At 58.5% G+C, this 17,311-nt stretch carries 17 protein-coding genes; 14 read left to right on the top strand and 3 right to left on the bottom strand.

From position 1 onward, the window contains the following. Positions 1-31: 31 nt before the first annotated feature. The 3 genes from der (at position 32) to ACR0L1_RS05135 (ending at position 3,296) form a co-directional block, all read left to right on the top strand. Positions 32-1,495, top strand: a complete 1,464-nt coding sequence (gene der / locus ACR0L1_RS05145) for a ribosome biogenesis GTPase Der (RefSeq protein WP_480502593.1) — start codon at positions 32-34, stop codon at positions 1,493-1,495. Between the two features lie 165 nt (positions 1,496-1,660). After that, complete coding sequence (locus ACR0L1_RS05140; protein ID WP_170770413.1) at positions 1,661-2,647, top strand: fatty acid desaturase; 987 nt, start codon at positions 1,661-1,663, stop codon at positions 2,645-2,647. Between the two features lie 76 nt (positions 2,648-2,723). Continuing rightward, positions 2,724-3,296 (top strand): helix-hairpin-helix domain-containing protein, encoded by a 573-nt coding sequence (locus ACR0L1_RS05135; protein ID WP_480857489.1) that lies wholly within the window; start codon positions 2,724-2,726, stop codon positions 3,294-3,296. Positions 3,297-3,349: 53 nt separating this feature from the next. Here the strand turns inward: ACR0L1_RS05135 and serS are convergent, their stop codons facing one another. Further along, a complete protein-coding gene (serS, locus tag ACR0L1_RS05130) occupies positions 3,350-4,642 on the bottom strand; it encodes a serine--tRNA ligase (RefSeq protein ID WP_480857487.1) in 1,293 nt (430 codons plus the stop codon). 72 nt (positions 4,643-4,714) lie between these two features. Further along, positions 4,715-6,376 (bottom strand): mechanosensitive ion channel family protein, encoded by a 1,662-nt coding sequence (locus ACR0L1_RS05125; protein ID WP_480857485.1) that lies wholly within the window; start codon positions 6,374-6,376, stop codon positions 4,715-4,717. A 201-nt stretch (positions 6,377-6,577) separates the two neighbouring features. Between ACR0L1_RS05125 and yajC the strand changes: the two genes are divergently transcribed. The 10 genes from yajC (at position 6,578) to ACR0L1_RS05075 (ending at position 13,569) form a co-directional block, all read left to right on the top strand. Further along, positions 6,578-6,865: a preprotein translocase subunit YajC gene (gene yajC / locus ACR0L1_RS05120; RefSeq protein ID WP_170770420.1), complete on the top strand. Its 288-nt coding sequence runs from the start codon at positions 6,578-6,580 to the stop codon at positions 6,863-6,865. Between the two features lie 33 nt (positions 6,866-6,898). Further along, a complete protein-coding gene (secD, locus tag ACR0L1_RS05115; protein WP_480502588.1) occupies positions 6,899-8,560 on the top strand; it encodes a protein translocase subunit SecD in 1,662 nt (553 codons plus the stop codon). Between the two features lie 2 nt (positions 8,561-8,562). Then, positions 8,563-9,531 carry a protein translocase subunit SecF gene (gene secF, locus ACR0L1_RS05110; protein WP_480857483.1) on the top strand — a complete coding sequence of 323 codons (969 nt, stop codon included), beginning with the start codon at positions 8,563-8,565 and terminating at the stop codon, positions 9,529-9,531. Next, positions 9,512-10,270, top strand: coding sequence for a TSUP family transporter (locus ACR0L1_RS05105; RefSeq protein ID WP_480857481.1), 759 nt, complete (start codon positions 9,512-9,514; stop codon positions 10,268-10,270). The genes secF and ACR0L1_RS05105 overlap by 20 nt, the downstream gene beginning before the upstream one ends. A gap of 9 nt (positions 10,271-10,279) precedes the next feature. Then, the gene (locus tag ACR0L1_RS05100; protein ID WP_170788846.1) at positions 10,280-10,633 is read left to right on the top strand and encodes an Mth938-like domain-containing protein; all 354 of its coding nucleotides are present in this window, start codon (positions 10,280-10,282) and stop codon (positions 10,631-10,633) included. 146 nt (positions 10,634-10,779) lie between these two features. Then, a complete protein-coding gene (ccmA, locus tag ACR0L1_RS05095) occupies positions 10,780-11,394 on the top strand; it encodes a heme ABC exporter ATP-binding protein CcmA (RefSeq protein WP_170788845.1) in 615 nt (204 codons plus the stop codon). Further along, positions 11,391-12,047, top strand: a complete 657-nt coding sequence (ccmB, locus tag ACR0L1_RS05090; RefSeq protein WP_480502583.1) for a heme exporter protein CcmB — start codon at positions 11,391-11,393, stop codon at positions 12,045-12,047. Before ccmA ends, ccmB begins: the two co-directional genes overlap by 4 nt. A gap of 61 nt (positions 12,048-12,108) precedes the next feature. Next, positions 12,109-12,882 carry a heme ABC transporter permease gene (locus tag ACR0L1_RS05085; protein ID WP_170788843.1) on the top strand — a complete coding sequence of 258 codons (774 nt, stop codon included), beginning with the start codon at positions 12,109-12,111 and terminating at the stop codon, positions 12,880-12,882. Then, positions 12,879-13,037 (top strand): heme exporter protein CcmD, encoded by a 159-nt coding sequence (ccmD, locus tag ACR0L1_RS05080; RefSeq protein ID WP_170770430.1) that lies wholly within the window; start codon positions 12,879-12,881, stop codon positions 13,035-13,037. Before ACR0L1_RS05085 ends, ccmD begins: the two co-directional genes overlap by 4 nt. Further along, positions 13,030-13,569: a DsbE family thiol:disulfide interchange protein gene (locus ACR0L1_RS05075; RefSeq protein ID WP_480857478.1), complete on the top strand. Its 540-nt coding sequence runs from the start codon at positions 13,030-13,032 to the stop codon at positions 13,567-13,569. The genes ccmD and ACR0L1_RS05075 overlap by 8 nt, the downstream gene beginning before the upstream one ends. A 111-nt stretch (positions 13,570-13,680) precedes the next feature. Here the strand turns inward: ACR0L1_RS05075 and acnA are convergent, their stop codons facing one another. Next, positions 13,681-16,371, bottom strand: a complete 2,691-nt coding sequence (acnA, locus tag ACR0L1_RS05070; RefSeq protein ID WP_170788841.1) for an aconitate hydratase AcnA — start codon at positions 16,369-16,371, stop codon at positions 13,681-13,683. Positions 16,372-16,598: 227 nt separating this feature from the next. On the opposite strand from acnA, the gene ACR0L1_RS05065 reads away from it, so the two are divergent. Continuing rightward, positions 16,599-17,300: a DUF1223 domain-containing protein gene (locus tag ACR0L1_RS05065; RefSeq protein ID WP_480502580.1), complete on the top strand. Its 702-nt coding sequence runs from the start codon at positions 16,599-16,601 to the stop codon at positions 17,298-17,300. Positions 17,301-17,311: the final 11 nt, after the last annotated feature.

Here is a 17,311-nt window from a genome sequence, read left to right as displayed (position 1 = left end):
GGGCGCGTCTGAGTCTTGAAAGTTGAATGTCATGTCACTGACCCTCGCCATCGTGGGGCGCCCGAATGTGGGCAAATCCACCCTTTTCAACCGCCTTGTTGGTAAACGTCTGGCCTTGGTCGACGACCAGCCCGGCGTGACGCGCGACCTGCGCGAGGGCGAAGGGCGTCTGGCCGATCTGCGTTTTACCGTGATTGATACCGCCGGGCTTGAGGACGCCACCGATGACAGCCTGCAGGGCCGGATGCGTCGCCTGACCGAACGTGCAGTGGACATGGCCGATGTCTGTCTGTTCATGATAGACGCACGCGTGGGCGTGACGCCGACCGATGAGCTTTTTGCAGATATCCTGCGCAAACGCTCGAAACATGTGATCCTTGCTGCGAACAAGGCCGAAGGCTCAGCCGCCGATGCCGGTGTGCTTGAGGCGTATAACCTTGGCCTTGGCGAACCCGTCCGACTGTCGGGCGAGCATGGCGAGGGGATGACGGACCTGTATACCCAATTGATGCCTCTGGCTGATGCAGCCGAGGAGCAGGCCGTCGATGACGCTCCCCAGACCGATATCGAACTGGATGAGGATGGTGAGGGCGAAACCCCTCTGATCACCGCAGCTAAGCCGTTGCAGGTGGCTGTTGTAGGTCGCCCGAATGCGGGAAAATCTACGTTGATCAATAAGATCATGGGCGAAGATCGTCTGCTAACCGGCCCCGAGGCCGGGATCACCCGCGACGCGATCAGCCTTCGGGTAGACTGGGCCGACCCGGATGGCGACAGCACGCCGATGCGGATTTTCGACACGGCAGGCATGCGCAAAAAGGCCAAGGTGCAGGAAAAGCTTGAAAAGCTCTCGGTTTCCGACGGGTTGCGCGCGGTGAAGTTCGCCGAGGTCGTGGTGGTTTTGCTGGATGCAGCAATTCCATTTGAGCAGCAAGACCTGCGTATCGCCGATCTGGCTGAACGCGAAGGTCGCGCGGTCGTCATCGCAGTGAACAAATGGGATATTGAAGAGGACAAGCAGGAGAAACTGCGCGACCTCAAGGAATCCTTTGAACGGCTGCTGCCGCAACTGCGCGGCGCGCCTCTGATCACGGTGTCCGCCAAGACGGGCCGGGGTCTGGAACGTCTGCGTGCGGCCATCCTGCGTGCGCATAATGTGTGGAATCGCCGTGTGCCCACGGCTGCGCTGAACCGCTGGCTGACTGCGATGCTGGAACAGCACCCACCGCCGGCACCGCAGGGCCGCCGGATCAAGCTGCGCTATATGACGCAAGCCAAAACCCGCCCGCCGGGGTTTGTGGTGATGTGCTCGCATCCCGACAAGATGCCCGAAAGCTATAACCGCTATCTGATCAATGGCTTGCGCGAGGATTTTGACATGCCCGGTACGCCCATCCGCCTGACATTGCGCGGCCAGGGCGACAAGAACCCCTACAAAGGACGGCGTAAGAAAAACGCCGGTGCTTTGGCCAAACATCTCAAAGGGCGCGCGTAACCGCGCCAAATCGCAGCATTTTCGGCTGAGGGGCGTGACAGGCCCCAAACTGCACGCTAGCATTCACTGGCGTGCATTTGTTTTCGCGCGTGCGGGTTGCATGTGAGAATTCCACGCTTAATTTCAAATTGATATTAAACCGGGCCATCGTGAGGGGCGGGCTGGATGGATCTAAGAGAATACACGCGACAATATGCGGTGCAGGACAACCGGCTGGCGGCTCTCAGTTATTTTGGGACTTTCGCGGTGTATTTTGCATCGCTTGCGCTGGCCATCGCTTATGTGGATCGCTGGTATATTATGGTCCCCGCCGGGATTGTTTTCGCATTTGCCGCCGTGCGCCTGTATGTCTTGCAGCACGATTGCGGCCACCATTCCCTTTTCGAAACACGTCTACAAAATGAATGGGCCGGGCATGGGCTGTCACCTTTCACCTTTGCCCCGTTCGAAGTGATGAAGCAGAACCACAATCTGCACCATTCCGGAATCGGAAACCTGGAACATCGCGAAACCGGTGAAATTCACACGATGACAGTGCGCGAGTGGACTAAGGCGGACTGGAAAACCCGTTTGTTCTATCGCCTTTACCGCAATCCGTTCATCCTTGTCCCAGTGGGCGCATTGTTCACCTATTTCATCCGTTATCGCTGGCCCAAGAACACGATGCGGTTCGGTGTGACCGGTGTCGTTCTGCACAACCTGTCTATCATCGTGTTTCTGGGGCTGCTGTACCTGATAGCGGGCAGTACCGGCATTCTGGTGTGGCTTGTCTTCTCTTTGTTGGGTGGGATGCTGGGCGTATTCCTTGTATATCTCCAGCATAATTTTGAGGATACCTATTGGGATCGGCGTCCTGACCTGGACCCTAAACTGGCGGCTTTGCAGGGGTCGTCCGCATTGGATTTCGGTTGGTGGTTCGACAACGCGGTGGCCTGCATTACGTTGCATGACATCCACCATTTCAACGCGCGTATCCCGTCTTACCGACTGCGGGAATGTCACTACAACCTACCGCCCGAATACACGCCGCGCCGGATCAAGTTCCCCGAAGCGGTGGCGGCATTGAACCTCAAACTGTGGGACGAAGACGCCAAACGCCTGGTGCCGTTCCCAAAGAAACGACAAACAGCCAACTTGGCCCATAGCAGTTAGGTCTGGGATCATACGGCTTGCGGATCTGTATATTCAGTGTATATACATCTGCTTGGAGATACAGAAAGGACAAGGAATGACCTCAGTGACCGACGTTAAAGGTGTGGGCGAAGCGTTAGGACAAGCGCTTACGGCAAACGGTTTTAGAACCGCAGAAGCCATCGCCAAGGCAAGCCCTGCCGATCTGGTCAAGGTCCCCCGAATTGGTGTCGCGCGTGCGCCGCTGCTGATCGCTGCAGCGAATGAGGCGATTTCGACCAAACCAGCCGTCAAGCCGGCTGCCACCAAGCCAGCCGCACGCCGAACATCGACGCGCAAACCGGCGGCGCGTAAACCGGTCGCGCGCAAGACGGTGGCCGCTGCCGAAAAAACGGCTGAGGCGGCGGCCCGCAAAGCGGCCGAGGAAAAAGCAGCCGCAGATGCCGCCGCAGCCAAAGCACGGAAAAAAGCCAAGGCCAAAGCCAAAGCGGAAAAGGCCGCCAAAAAACGCGCCGAGATGGAGGCCGTGTTCTCGAAAGCCAAGGACAAGGTGAAGGCAAAGGCGAAGAAGGACAAAAAGTCCAAAAAGGACGACAAGTCCAAGGACAAGAAGAAAAAAGACGACAAGAACAAAGACAAGAAGAAAGAAAAGAAAAAGGCGAAGAAGTAACCCTTCCTCGCCTTTGAGATTTGCGAACCGGCGGCTGTGGCGCGCCGGTTTTGTTATGCCAAGCTGCCGTCCAGTTGCAGTGTCAGCTTGCCACCAAGATAGGGAGCCAGCACCTTGGGCAGGGTGACGGTGCCGTCGGCGTTCTGGCCGTTTTCCAGCACTGCAATCAGGCAACGCCCCACCGCCAGACCCGAGCCGTTCAGCGTGTGGACATATTCCGGCTTACCCCCGCCTTCGGGACGAAAGCGTGCGTTCATGCGACGAGCCTGAAAGTCTCCACAGGTCGAGACCGAGCTGATCTCGCGGTACGTATCCTGACCGGGCAGCCAGGCTTCGATGTCATAGGTGCGGCGCGCGCCAAAGCCCATATCGCCGGTACACAGGATCACGGTGCGATAGGGCACGCCCAGCTTTTCCAGAATCCCTTCGGCGCAGCGCAACATGCGCTTCTGCTCGTCGTCGGAATTGTCCGGATGTGTGACGGAGACCATCTCGACCTTCTCGAACTGGTGCTGACGCAGCATCCCGCGCGTATCTTTGCCGGCAGAACCGGCCTCGGACCGGAAGCACAACGAATGCGCGGTATAGCGGCGGGGCAGGTAGTTTTCCTCGATCAGCGTGTCGTTGACGATATTGGTTAGCGAGACTTCGGACGTCGGGATCAGCCACCAGCCTTCGCGCGTCTGATAGCTGTCTTCGCCGAATTTCGGCAGCTGCCCAGTGCCCTGCATCATTTCCGACAGAACCAGAACGGGGCCGTTGACCTCGGTCAGGTCGTTCTCGTTGATATGCGTGTCCAGCATGAACTGCGCCAGCGCGCGGTGGATGCGTGCGACGCCGCCGGACAGCAGCACAAAACGCGAGCCGGACAATTTCGCGGCGGTCTCGAAATCCATGCCGTTTTGCACGGCGTCGATCTCAAAATGCTCTTTCGGGGCAAAGTCCAGTTCGCGTGGGGTGCCCCAGCGATTGACCTCGACATTGTCATTTTCATCCGCGCCTTCGGGCACGTCCTCGGCAGGCAGGTTGGCGATGCGGATCAGCTGGTCTGTCAGCAGAGCGTCCAGATCCTTGGCTTCGGTCTGCATTTGGGCGATCTCGGCCTTTTTCTCGGCGACTAGCCCGCGCAGACGTTCGAACTCGGCCTCATCGCCGCGCGCTTTGGCGGCGCCGACCTCTTTGCTGGCCTTGTTCTGTTCGGCCTGAGCGGTCTCAGCTGCCAGAATTTTCGCACGGCGGCTTTCGTCCAGCCGAAGCAGGTCCGACGACACCGGCGCGTCCCCACGGCGCGCAAGGGCGGCGTCGAAGGCGGCGGGGTTTTCGCGAATGGCGCGGATGTCGTGCATGTCTCAGATCCTTGAATGCGTGAATCACTGAGACCGCTTATGCACCATCTGAACCGCAGGGTGTAGCACCGGTTACGACTTATCCGCGTCCTCGTGGGATTCATGCGCCAGATGGCCATCCCAGTCTTCGCTGGGGATTTTCGGATCGGGCGGATCGGCCATGTAAGAGGGCGTCATGATCTGTACGCCGTTCTCATTGAACACGGCCACGATATTGCGGTGCAGGTCCGAACGGATCTTTGGAATGATGCTGCCCCGCGTAGTATAGCCGTTGATCTGGTAATTGATCGCGTAATCGGCCAAAGCAGTCCACAAAACAAAGGGTTCCGGCTTGGCCTTGATCCCCTTGGTGCGGCGGGCGGCCTCGATCAGCATGGCTTCGATCTTCTCGGGCGGTTCCTCATATCCGATGCCGACAGTGGTGTGCAGTAACAGCCCGCTGCCATCGGTTTTCTTGGAAAAATTCACCACGTCCGAGTTCATCAACTGCGCGTTGGGGATCGAGATCAGTTCGTTCTTGATGGATTTCAGATGCGTCTCCATCAGCTTGATCTGCACCACGTCGCCAATGTGATCGCCAATCTGGATGCGGTCCCCAATCGAGGTCGAGCGCCGATAGATCACAAACAGCCCCGCCAGCATGTTTGAAACGACCGAGTTTGCGCCCAGCGACAGCATTGCGCCCACCAGAATGGTCAGGCCTTGAAAGGCAGCCGAATCTGATCCCGGAATGTAAGGAACGGCAAAGACCAGCGCGATTAGTATGACGACGACGCGCGCGATGTTGAAGGTTGGGCTCACCCAGTGTTTTTCAAAATCCCCCAGATCGAATGACCCGGCCTCGACAGCGTCAAAGAACACTCGCATGCCCCGAATGATATAAACCGTGACCCAGCTGATTAGACCCAGCATGATCAAGTTGGGGATGTAACTAAGGATGCCCTTAAAGATCAGTAGAACAGGCTCGGTCAGGTAAGTCAGCAGAAGCTGCGCGAAGTACCGTGTTTCGGCAAAGGCGAGTAGGACGAAGGACAGATAATAGTAGAAACCCAGAAAGAAGATCACCAGCAGGACGAAATTCAGGGTATATCGAACCAGTGCGGCAATCGCTTCAGCCTGAACGCTTTTTGCGGTGGCGTTTTCCACGTCCTTCAGATGCCGTTGTACGAATTTCAGCGTCTTGCGTCTGATCCTGCGATGCAGCCAAAGGATGATGGCAACAAAGATACCAAAGCCTATTGTCCATGCGGTGGCTTCGATCGCTCCGGAAACTCGCGCTTGATCAGTTCGATTGGACCTGTAGGCCAGGATCGCTTGCTCAATGGCCTCGCCATGGAGAAAACCGAGAACTTCCAGTTCAATCTGCTCCAGTTCCGCGTCGGCGACCGTCACAACCGATACCGAAAGTCCGTCGACCAGTATGCGTGTACCGAGTTCAGTATCCTCATAAGTGATTGTGACTTCAAGGTTATCTGAGGCTTCGGCCGCTTCTATTATTTTTTCCTGTACTGCTTCGGCGCGTTCCGATGCTGGTAGTGCGCTGGAACCACGTAAGAAAAACAGAGTATCGCCGTCGACGATAACGGGTGCTTTGAAGGTCTCGGATTGTTCTTCGTTTTCGACAGGTGCTTCGACAGTTTCCTGACCAGAAGCAGGCGCCGCACAAAGGCCAACCCACAGGGTCGTGACCAGTATCTGAAGTAGCAATCCCAGTTTCAGATGAATGTGCGCCATTGGACCTCCCGCGGTTCAACTATATCGACGCAAGCGCTTGTTTCTAGGACTTAACTGCAACGCTTGGCCAAATCTTTGTGCATTATCTGAGTTTCGGTGCAAAAACCTGTACCGCCATTCCTTGCAAACAGTCAGTTCAAAGAATAGGTTCTCGCAAAATTTGCGGGCCCTCCGCAAACACCAAACCAAAAGGAATATCCCATGGAAGGTGGCGCAATCGCCCAGTTTCTCCCGCTGATCCTGATCTTTGCGATCATGTATTTCCTGCTGATCCGTCCTCAGCAGAAAAAGATGAAGGAACATCAGGCCATGGTCGAAGCTGTGCGCCGGGGTGATCAGGTGGTCACGCAGGGTGGCCTGATCGGCAAAGTGTCGAAGGTCAAGGAAGGCGAGAACGAGATCGAGGTTGAACTGGCCGAGGGTGTCAAGGTTCGCGTCGTCAAATCGACCATCGCGCAGGTTCTGAACAAGACTGAACCGGCGAAGTAACGTCGCGCGTCAAATCCTTGAAAAGGCAGGGTAATGCTGCACATTGATACCTGGAAGCGGGTTCTGATCTGGCTGGTCTGCGTGACCGGCCTGCTGATGGCCCTGCCGAATGCGTTTTACACGCGCGTTGAACAATCCAACGATGCCAAGGCCGCGATCGAGCTTGGCATCGACACGCCCGAGATGCAGGCCGAAGCGGCGCAGTGGCCAAACTGGTTGCCGTCGTCCTTGGTCAATCTGGGCCTCGACTTGCGTGGCGGTGCACACTTGCTGGCCGAGGTTAAGGTCAGCGATGTCTACGAATCCCGTATGGATGCCATGTGGCCTGAAATCCGCGACGCGCTGCGGGATGAGCGGGCGACCGTAGGCACCATCCGCCGTCAGAACTCGGCCCCCGATGAGATTCGGGTGCGTATCAGTCAGCCCGAAGGCATGGCGCGCGCGCTGGAAGTCGTGCGTGGTCTGGCCCGTCAGGTGCAGACGCTGTCCGGGGTAGGGGCCACTGATATCGAAGCCCGCTCCGAAGGCGACACCATCGTCGTGCAACTGTCGGATGCCGAGAAGCTGGCCTCGGACGATCGCACCGTTCGACAGTCGCTTGAGATCATCCGCCGTCGTATCGACGAGGTCGGCACGCGTGAACCCACCATTCAACGCCAGGGCGCGGATCGTATTCTGATCCAGGTGCCTGGCATCGGCAGCGCGGGCGAGCTGAAAGAGATCATCGGAACCACTGCGCAACTGACCTTCAATCCGGTTGCTGGCCGCACGACCGATGCGGATACCGCGCCGGGCATCGGGCAAGAGGTCGTCCCTTCGCTTGATGAAGACGGTGTGTACTACATTCTGGAATCCGCCCCCGTTGTGACGGGTGAGGAACTGGTCGACGCCCAACCCGCGTTCGACCAGAACGGCCGCCCTGCGGTCAATTTCCGCTTTAACACGTCCGGTGCCCGCAAATTCGGCGACTACACGCTGGAGAACATCGGCGCGCCTTTTGCGATTGTGCTTGATGACGAAGTGATCTCGGCCCCGGTGATCCAAAGCCATATTCCGGGTGGTTCGGGCATCATCACCGGCAATTTCACGGTTGAGGAAAGCACCAATCTGGCCGTCCTGCTGCGCGCAGGTGCGCTGCCGGCAGGGCTGGAGTTCCTTGAAGAACGCACGATCGGCCCCGAGCTGGGACAAGACAGTATCGACGCAGGCAAGGTGGCCACCATCGTGGCCTTTGTTGCTGTCCTGGTCTTCATGGCGCTCAGCTATGGTTTGTTCGGTATCTTCGCCAATATCGCGCTGATCCTGAACGTCGGACTGCTGTTTGGTCTTCTATCACTAATCGGGGCGACGCTGACCTTGCCGGGGATCGCGGGGATCGTGCTGACAGTCGGCATGGCGGTGGACGCCAACGTGCTGATCTTTGAACGTATCCGCGAGGAACTGAAATCCGCCCGAGGTCCGGCCCGTGCAATTGAGCTGGGTTATGAAAAGGCACTGTCGGCCATTCTGGACGCGAACGTCACCACATTCATCACGGCGACAATCCTGTTTGCCATGGGCAGCGGACCGGTGCGGGGCTTTGCCATCACTCTGGGTCTGGGCATCCTCACCTCGGTCTTCACCGCGATCTTCGTGACGCGCCTGATGATCGTGATTTGGTTCGAACGCCGCCGCCCGAAAACGATCGAGGTTTGATCATGAGACTGAAACTTGTCCCTCAAGAAACCTCGTTCGATTTCTTCAGTCGCTGGAAGGTTTGGCTGGGTATTTCCGGCTTGATGATGGTCTTGGCCTTTACGTCCTTCATGTTGCAGGGCCTGAATTTCGGCATCGACTTCCGGGGCGGCACCACGATCCGCACCCAATCGGCGCAAGAGATCGACGTGGGTGCCTATCGCGACGCCATCGCTCCGCTTGAACTGGGCGATGTCACAATCACCGAGATTTTCGACCCGACCTTTGACGAGGACGAAAACGTCGCCATGATCCGCATTCAGGCGCAGGCGGAAGCCGAAGCCGTCTCGGCCGCAACAGTATCGGCTGTGGAAGAGGCATTGAAGGCGGCAGCCCCCGATATCCAATTTGTGTCCGTTGAATCCGTCGGTCCCAAGGTTTCGGGTGAGCTGATCCAGACCGCCGTGATCGCCGTTGTCCTCGCGATTGGGGCCGTGCTGGTCTATATCTGGCTTCGGTTCGAATGGCAGTTTGCCCTGGGGGCGGTGGCCGCGCTTGTGCATGACGTGATCCTGACCATCGGCATCTTCTCGGAACTGCAAATCCGGTTCGATCTGGCGATCATAGCTGCGCTGCTGACCATCGTGGGCTATTCGCTGAACGACACGGTGGTTGTCTTTGACCGGGTGCGTGAGAACCTGCGCAAATACAAAAAGAAAGACCTAAAAGAGGTCCTCAACATCTCGATCAACGAGACCCTCAGCCGGACAGTCATGACCTCGGTCACAACCCTGCTGGCGCTGATCTCGCTTTATGTGTTGGGCGGAGACGTCATCCGTGGCTTCGTCTTCGCGATGATCTGGGGCGTGATCGTCGGGACGTATTCTTCGGTCTTTGTGGCCTCGACCATCCTGCTGTGGCTGGGGGTCAAACGCGACTGGTCCAAACCGTCGAACACGGCGGGCAACCAGTTTGCAAACATCGACGCCTGATCTTTTTGGCCAGTCCCCCACAGGGCTGGCCATTATTCTATGCGCTGCCTTCCTCAGCGGCATCGTGCGTGGGTTTTCCGGCTTTGGCACGGCGCTGATCTTCCTGCCTATCGCAACGCCTTTTCTGGGCCCGTTCGGCGCGCTGATTGGGCTGACCATCATGGATATCTTCGGTCCGCTCCCCAACCTGCGCCGTGCGTGGCGCGAGGTTGACCGGGGCGACCTGATCCGGCTGGTGGCCGGGTGCGCCCTAATCCTGCCACTTGGGCTTTGGATTTTGACGCAGGTCGACGTGAATGTCTTTCGGTACGCGGTTAGCCTCCTGTCGATCGCGATGCTGGTGGTCCTGATCCTAGGTCTGCGCTATCACGGCTATGTCAGCCGCACGATGGTGGTCGGCATCGGCTGCGCTGCAGGATTTCTTGGAGGCGTGGCAGGCCTGCCTGGTCCAGCGGTCATACTGTTCTACATGTCCCGGCCACTGCAAGTGACGGTCATCCGCGCCACCATTCTACTATTCCTATTTGCCTTCGACTTTCTGCTACTGGGGTACCTCACAGGTATGGGGCGGGTGACCGGAATGGCCGCGCTTCTGGGGTTGCTGCTTGCTGTGCCAAACCTGATCGGCAATTGGCTGGGCGGCAAACTGTTCCGTCCCGAACACGAAAGGCTCTACCGCGCTGCCGCGTATCTGGTGATTGCCGTTGCGGCCTTGTCGGGCCTACCACTTTGGGGCTAGAACGCACCCATGCGCCTGAACGAGATCACCTATACCAACGCCACCCCTGTCGATGGCTACGGCCCCGGTTTCTTCCGCGTGGGCGGCGCGCTCTTTCACGGCGCGGTTCTCACCGGCCCAACCGGCACCTCGGAATGGCGGGGCTATGAGGATGCCCAACCGCTCCTCGATCTTGCCGCCAACATTGACGTCCTGTTCATCGGCACCGGGGCAGAGCTGGCACATATTCCCGCCAAACTGCGTAACACGCTTGAAGATGCGGGTATCGGGGTCGAGATCATGAATTCCCCCGCCGCCTGCCGAACCTACAACGTACTGCTCTCCGAAGGTCGCCGCATCGCCCTTGCCGCGCTTCCGGTCTGAGGGATCCCCCTTAATCTGGCCAAAAATATCCCGGGGAGCGTGAGGGGCTGGCCCCTCACTCCCACCCCAACCACATCGCGTTCCGTCTAAAGCTCTGCGTCAATTCCGACCTTTTGTCCGCCCCCACAATCCGCTAAGCGAGCGCTATGACACTGACCGTGACCGATCTGGCCATCACCCGTGGCGGCATTCCCGTGCTCGAAGGGCTCAGCTTTTCATTGCCCGCAGGCAAAGCGCTGATCCTGCGCGGTCCCAATGGGATCGGCAAAACAACCCTTCTGCGCACGCTGGCCGGGTTACAACCGCCGCTGCATGGCCGCATCGAAGGGGCCGAGGATCAGATCGCCTATGCCTCACATTCCGACGGGCTGAAACCCACGCTAACGGTTGTCGAAAATCTTAGTTTCTGGGCCTCGGTCTTTGGCACGCAAGGCATACAACCGGCGCTGGACGCCTTTGCTCTGAATGATCTGGCCGACCGCCACGCAGGCAACCTGTCGGCGGGACAGAAACGGCGGCTGGGGCTGGCGCGGATGCTGGTTACAGGGCGACCGATCTGGATGCTGGACGAACCCACCGTCTCGCTGGACCAGAACGCAGTGAAAATGTTCGCCGACGCCGTGCGCGCGCATCTGGGGCAGGGGGGATCAGCCCTGATCGCCACTCATATCGACCTGGGCCTTGACGGTGAGGTTCTGGATGTCGGCCCCAACAAGGCCAAACCCAAACCCATCGACGATTTCGACGGAGGCTTCCTGTGATCGCCTTGCTGCTGCGCGACCTGAAACTGGCCTTCCGCGCCGGAGGGGGCTTCGGCCTTGGGCTGGCTTTCTTCCTGATCGTGACCGTGCTGGTGCCATTCTCGGTCGGGCCGCAATCCTCTCTGCTTTCGACTATCGCGCCTGGTGTGCTTTGGCTGGGCGCACTGCTGGCCTGCCTGCTGTCGCTCGACCGCCTGTTAGCGCTGGATTGGGAGGACGGATCGCTCGACCTGCTGGCCACGGCACCGCTGCCGCTGGAAGCCGTGGTTACGATCAAGGCGCTTGCGCACTGGCTGACCACAGGCTTACCACTGGTTCTGGCCGCGCCGTTTCTGGGCGTGCTGCTGAATCTGCCGGTGCCGGGCTTTTCGTGGCTGGTGATCTCGCTGCTGATCGGCACCCCCGCCATGAGCGTCATCGGCACCTTCGGCGCAGCCCTGACCGTCGGCCTGAAACGCGGCGGCTTGCTGCTGTCGCTGCTGGTCCTGCCGCTATACGTCCCCACGCTGATATTCGGCGCCGAGGTGGCGCGCCGTGGCGCCACGGGGATGGAAACCCAAACCCCGCTGCTCATGCTGGCCGGGATCACCGCCGCCACAATCGCGATGCTGCCCTTTGCCAGCGCTGCCGTTTTGCGTATCAACCTTCGGTGACGTGCTCAAACTTTGACCAAGGTCAATTGAGAATGAACCCGACTCGGACTAGATAAGGCCCATGTCTATCGCAGCCAAAGCCAACGCCCTCTGGGAATACGCCAACCCGCGCAAATTCCTCGCGACAAGCGAACGGGTGATGCCGTTTTTCTGGATCACCTCTATCGCGTGCATCGTGGTGGGGCTGATCTGGGGATTCTTCTTCACGCCGGATGATTACAAACAGGGCTCGACCGTCAAGATCATCTACCTGCATGTTCCGGCGGCGCTGATGGCGATCAATTGCTGGCTGATGATGTTGGCGACATCGCTTGTCTGGCTGGTTCGCCGCCATCATGTCAGTGCGTTGGCGGCTCGTGCAGCCGCTCCCATTGGCATCGTAATGACATTGATAGCACTGGCGACAGGCGCGATTTGGGGGCAACCCATGTGGGGCACATGGTGGGCCTGGGATCCGCGCCTGACCTCCTTCCTAATTCTATTCCTGTTTTATCTGGGCTATGTCGCCCTGTGGGAAGCGATCGAAGACCCCGACACCGCCGCCGACCTGACCTCGGTCCTGTGTCTGGTGGGCTCGGTTTTTGCGATCCTCAGCCGCTATGCGGTGAATTTCTGGAATCAGGGTCTGCACCAAGGCGCATCGGTGATGCGTGCAGCTGCCATTACCGGGGCGGATACCGAGGAAAAAGTCAGCAACATCTATTTCTACCCGCTGCTTCTGTGCATCATCGGGTTTGTTCTACTGTTCATCGCGCTGGCGCTCTACCGCACGGGTACGGAAATTCGCGCGCGCCGGATCAAGGCGTTGCTGGCACGGGAAAGGGTAAATGGATGATCCCCGATCTTGGAAAATACGCCGACACGGTCTTGTGGTCCTATGTGGTTTCAATCGGACTTCTGACAGCGCTGATCCTGTTCAGCGTGATGCGCGGCCGCAAGGTTCGGACCGAGATGGAAAAACTCGAAGAACGGATGACCCGCAATGGCTAAAATCTCGCCTCTGATGATCGCGCCACCGCTGATCTTTGGCGCCTTTGCCGTTCTGGCCGGCATCGGCATGTTCCGCGACGATCCTAACGCGCTGCCATCCGCCCGCGAAGGCCAGCCCGCGCCACCGGTTGTCCTAACCGAATTTCAGGGCAAACCCAATTTCGACGACGCCACGCTGCGCGACGGAAATGTCAAACTGGTCAATTACTGGGCCAGCTGGTGCGCCCCATGCCGAGTGGAACACCCCAACCTTCAGGCCCTGTCCGAAGAAGGCATCCCGGTTTACGGCATCAACTACAAAGACCAACTGGACAATGCCGAAGACTTCCTGACCGAACTCGGCGATCCGTACACTGGCATCGGTCGCGACGAACAGGGCCGAATGGGCCTCGATTGGGGCGTCTACGGCGTACCCGAGACCTATGTCATCAACGGCGAAGGCACCATAATCCTGCGCTTTGCCGGACCCATCACCCAACGCGTGATCGAAGGCACCATCCGCCCAGCCTTGGAAAAAGCTGCAGGCAAATAAAGCCCGCTCGTTCTTCTGTTCAAAAATACCTCGGAGCGCGAGGCAGAGCCTCGCAAATAACAAAAGGACGCCCTTAGGCGTCCTTTCTTATTCTATACGCACAAATTCCGGTCATCCGGCCTTTGCAAGGTTCCGTAGTACGTAATGCAGTACGCCACCGTTTTCGATATACTCGATTTCGGGCGCGGTATCGATGCGGCACTTCAGGGTGATGGTCTTCTCGGACCCATCGCCGTAGACGATGGTGCAGGGCACCTCTTGCAACGGCTGGATCGTGTCCAGACCGTGGATCGAGACCGTTTCGTCCCCTTTCAGACCCAGCGACTTGCGTGTGTCACCGCCGGTGAACTCAAACGGAATGACGCCCATGCCAACCAGGTTCGAGCGGTGAATACGCTCAAAGCTTTCGGCGATCACGGCCTTGACGCCCAGCAGAGCCGTACCCTTGGCCGCCCAGTCACGAGAAGAACCCGCACCGTACTGTTCGCCACCAAAGACAACCAGCGGGGTGCCCTGTTCCTGATAGGCCATCGATGCCTCATAGACCGAGGTCTGTTCGCCATCGGGGCCTTTTGTGTAACCGCCCTCGACACCGTCCAGCATCTCGTTCTTGACGCGGATGTTGGCGAAGGTGCCGCGCATCATGATCTCGTGGTTGCCACGGCGGGACCCGTACGAGTTGAACTCGCGCGGCTGAACCTGGCGGTCGGTCAGATACTTGCCTGCAGGCGTGGTCGTCGCAAACGAACCGGCCGGTGAGATGTGGTCGGTGGTGATCATATCACCCAGGATCAGCAATACCTTGGCACCTTCGATGTTCGAAATCGTACCCGGCTCGGCCCCCATGCCTTGGAAATAGGGCGGGTTCTGGATGTAAGTCGATGTCGCGGGCCAATCATAGGTTTCCTGCTGCGGAACATCTACACCCTGCCACTTTTCATCGCCCTTGAAGACGTCGGCATATTTCGATTGGAACGCCTCACGCGTAACGGTCTGTTCAACCAGTTCAGCGACTTCCTGGGCCGATGGCCAGATGTCCTTCATGAAGACGTCGTTACCGTCCTGATCCTGACCAATCGGCTCGGACGTCAGGTCGATATCCATGGTGCCTGCCAGCGCATAGACCACCACCAACGGCGGCGAGGCCAGATAGTTGGCGCGTACGTCAGGCGAGATTCGTCCTTCGAAGTTCCGGTTGCCCGACAGCACCGACGTGGCGACCAGGTCGCCTTCGGCAATCGCCTCGGACAGTTCTTTTTGGATGGGTCCCGAGTTACCGATACAGGTGGTGCAGCCATAACCCACGAGGTTAAAGCCCACCTTGTCCAGATCTTCTTGCAGGCCAGCGGCCTCAAGATAGGCTGACACAACCTGCGACCCAGGAGCCAGCGAGGTTTTGACCCAAGGTTTGCGGTTCAAACCCAGCGCCGCGGCTTTGCGCGCCACAAGGCCCGCGCCGATCATCACATAGGGGTTTGAAGTGTTGGTGCAGGAGGTGATCGAGGCGATCACGACCTTGCCCGATTCCATGGTGTAGTCCTCGCCGTTGACGACGACTTCCTTGCCCATGGGACGCTTGAAAGTCTCTTCCATTTCCTTGGTGAAAGCGGCCTTGGCGTCGGTCAGTGCAACATAGTCCTGCGGGCGTTTTGGACCCGAGATCGCAGGAACGATGGTGCCCATGTCCAGCGACAGGGTGTCGGTATAGATCGGTGCGTAGTCCGCATCGCGCCAGAAGCCGTTCTCTTTCGCGTAGGCTTCAACCAGCGCGATACGGTCTTCGTCGCGACCGGTATTGCGCAGATAACGCAGGGTTTCGCCGTCGATCGGGAAGAAGCCACAGGTCGCGCCGTATTCGGGGGCCATGTTGGCGATGGTCGCGCGGTCGGCCAGGGGCAGACGATCCAAACCTTCGCCGTAGAACTCGACGAATTTGCCGACAACACCTTTTTCACGCAGCATCTCGACGACCTTCAGAACCAGGTCGGTGCCGGTAGTGCCTTCGACCAGATCGCCGGTCAGCTCAAAGCCCACAACCTCTGGGATCAGCATCGAGATCGGCTGACCCAGCATTGCGGCCTCGGCTTCGATCCCGCCAACACCCCAGCCCAGTACGGCCATGCCGTTAACCATGGTAGTGTGGCTGTCGGTGCCGACCAGCGTGTCAGGGTAGGCGACTTCGTTGCCGTCCTGATCGGTGTCAGTCCAGACTGTCTGGGCCAGATATTCCAGGTTCACTTGGTGACAGATGCCGGTTCCGGGCGGCACAACGCGGAAGTTGTTAAAGGCGTTCTGGCCCCATTTCAGGAACTGGTAGCGTTCCATGTTGCGCTCATACTCGCGGTCCACATTCATCTGGAACGCGCGCGGGTTGCCAAACTCGTCAATCATGACCGAGTGGTCGATGACCAGATCAACTGGGTTCAGTGGGTTGATCTTCTGTGCGTCGCCGCCCAGTCCTTTGATGCCGTCACGCATTGCGGCCAGATCGACAACCGCCGGAACACCGGTGAAGTCCTGCATCAAAACGCGGGCAGGGCGATAAGCGATCTCGCGCGGGTTCTTACCGCCGTTGGCGCCCCATTCGGCAAAGGCCTTGATGTCGTCGACCGAGACCGAGAAACCGTTATCCTCGAACCGCAGCATGTTCTCCAGCACCACTTTCAGCGCGGCGGGAAGGTTTGAGAAATCACCCAGACCGGCCTCTTGTGCGGCGGGGATGGAATAATAGGAAATGGACTTGCCATTCACGCTCAGGCTGCGGCGTGTCTTGGCGGTATCCTGTCCGACTTTGATGGGCATCTAGTGGCCTCCCTCTCAAATGACGTGGAATATGGGATTCGCTGAGGGGTATCTGCATCACCCAAGCCGCCGGTTCAAGGTCCAACAGCCCACCTGCGGCAATTTTTGTATACCATTGCACACATTTTTTTGAAATCTGGCTGTCGCGGCTCTCAAGAAACCTTGATTGGAGGTTGAGCGGCGATAGATGTACACCTGTCTCGCATCCCACAAATCCCGAGAGCCCCATGATCAGAACCGTTACTGCGACCGCGCTTGTTTCCCTGTTTCTTGCCTCGTCTTCGATGGCGGAAAGTGACCCGGTGGTTGTGGAGTTGTTCACGTCTCAGGGGTGTTCTTCCTGTCCCCCTGCAGACAAGCTGATGCATGAGCTTGCCAAGCGCGACGACGTTATCGGCTTGGCGCTGCACGTGGACTATTGGGACTATATCGGATGGGAAGATGAATATGCCAATCCCGATCACACCACCCGGCAGCGCGCCTATGCGCGTGGGGGCGGGCGGTCGATGATCTATACGCCGCAGATGGTGATCAACGGGCAGCAGGATGTTGTGGGCGCCAAGGCTGATGAACTAAATCGCATCATCGACGCCCATCTGAAAGCTGCGCCAGAGGCATCGGTCTCAGCAACACGGGCGGCGAATGATGTCACGGTGGATGTCACGCCGATCGAACTGCCCGAAGGGGCGACCTATGAGATTCGGGTGGTGGAGTATTCACCGATGCGCCATGCCTCGATCCGCCGAGGGGAATTGGCAGGGCATGAGCTGGACTATGCCAATGTGGTGGAATCCTGGCATTGGGCGGGATCCTGGGATGGCAACCAGGCACAGCAATATTCGGTTGCGCTGACTTCGGACCTGCCTGCGGTTGTGCTGGTTCAAGAGGCGGGTCATGGCCCGATCGTGGCCGCTGCGCGGGTCAAATAGGTCGACCGCCC

The sequence above is a fragment of the Ruegeria sp. J8 genome (assembly GCF_056531925.1).
This window is presented reverse-complemented; position numbering and strand designations above follow the sequence as displayed.

Excerpts from the sequence above, each read along its gene's own strand:
- der (WP_480502593.1), top strand. The coding sequence starts at position 32 with ATGTCACTGACCCTCGCCATCGTGGGGCGCCCGAATGTGGGCAAATCC.
- ACR0L1_RS05140 (WP_170770413.1), top strand. The coding sequence starts at position 1,661 with ATGGATCTAAGAGAATACACGCGACAATATGCGGTGCAGGACAACCGG.
- ACR0L1_RS05135 (WP_480857489.1), top strand. The coding sequence starts at position 2,724 with ATGACCTCAGTGACCGACGTTAAAGGTGTGGGCGAAGCGTTAGGACAA.
- serS (WP_480857487.1), bottom strand. The coding sequence starts at position 4,642 with ATGCACGACATCCGCGCCATTCGCGAAAACCCCGCCGCCTTCGACGCC.
- ACR0L1_RS05125 (WP_480857485.1), bottom strand. The coding sequence starts at position 6,376 with ATGGCGCACATTCATCTGAAACTGGGATTGCTACTTCAGATACTGGTC.
- yajC (WP_170770420.1), top strand. The coding sequence starts at position 6,578 with ATGGAAGGTGGCGCAATCGCCCAGTTTCTCCCGCTGATCCTGATCTTT.
- secD (WP_480502588.1), top strand. The coding sequence starts at position 6,899 with ATGCTGCACATTGATACCTGGAAGCGGGTTCTGATCTGGCTGGTCTGC.
- secF (WP_480857483.1), top strand. The coding sequence starts at position 8,563 with ATGAGACTGAAACTTGTCCCTCAAGAAACCTCGTTCGATTTCTTCAGT.
- ACR0L1_RS05100 (WP_170788846.1), top strand. The coding sequence starts at position 10,280 with ATGCGCCTGAACGAGATCACCTATACCAACGCCACCCCTGTCGATGGC.
- ccmA (WP_170788845.1), top strand. The coding sequence starts at position 10,780 with ATGACACTGACCGTGACCGATCTGGCCATCACCCGTGGCGGCATTCCC.
- ACR0L1_RS05085 (WP_170788843.1), top strand. The coding sequence starts at position 12,109 with ATGTCTATCGCAGCCAAAGCCAACGCCCTCTGGGAATACGCCAACCCG.
- ccmD (WP_170770430.1), top strand. The coding sequence starts at position 12,879 with ATGATCCCCGATCTTGGAAAATACGCCGACACGGTCTTGTGGTCCTAT.
- ACR0L1_RS05075 (WP_480857478.1), top strand. The coding sequence starts at position 13,030 with ATGGCTAAAATCTCGCCTCTGATGATCGCGCCACCGCTGATCTTTGGC.
- acnA (WP_170788841.1), bottom strand. The coding sequence starts at position 16,371 with ATGCCCATCAAAGTCGGACAGGATACCGCCAAGACACGCCGCAGCCTG.
- ACR0L1_RS05065 (WP_480502580.1), top strand. The coding sequence starts at position 16,599 with ATGATCAGAACCGTTACTGCGACCGCGCTTGTTTCCCTGTTTCTTGCC.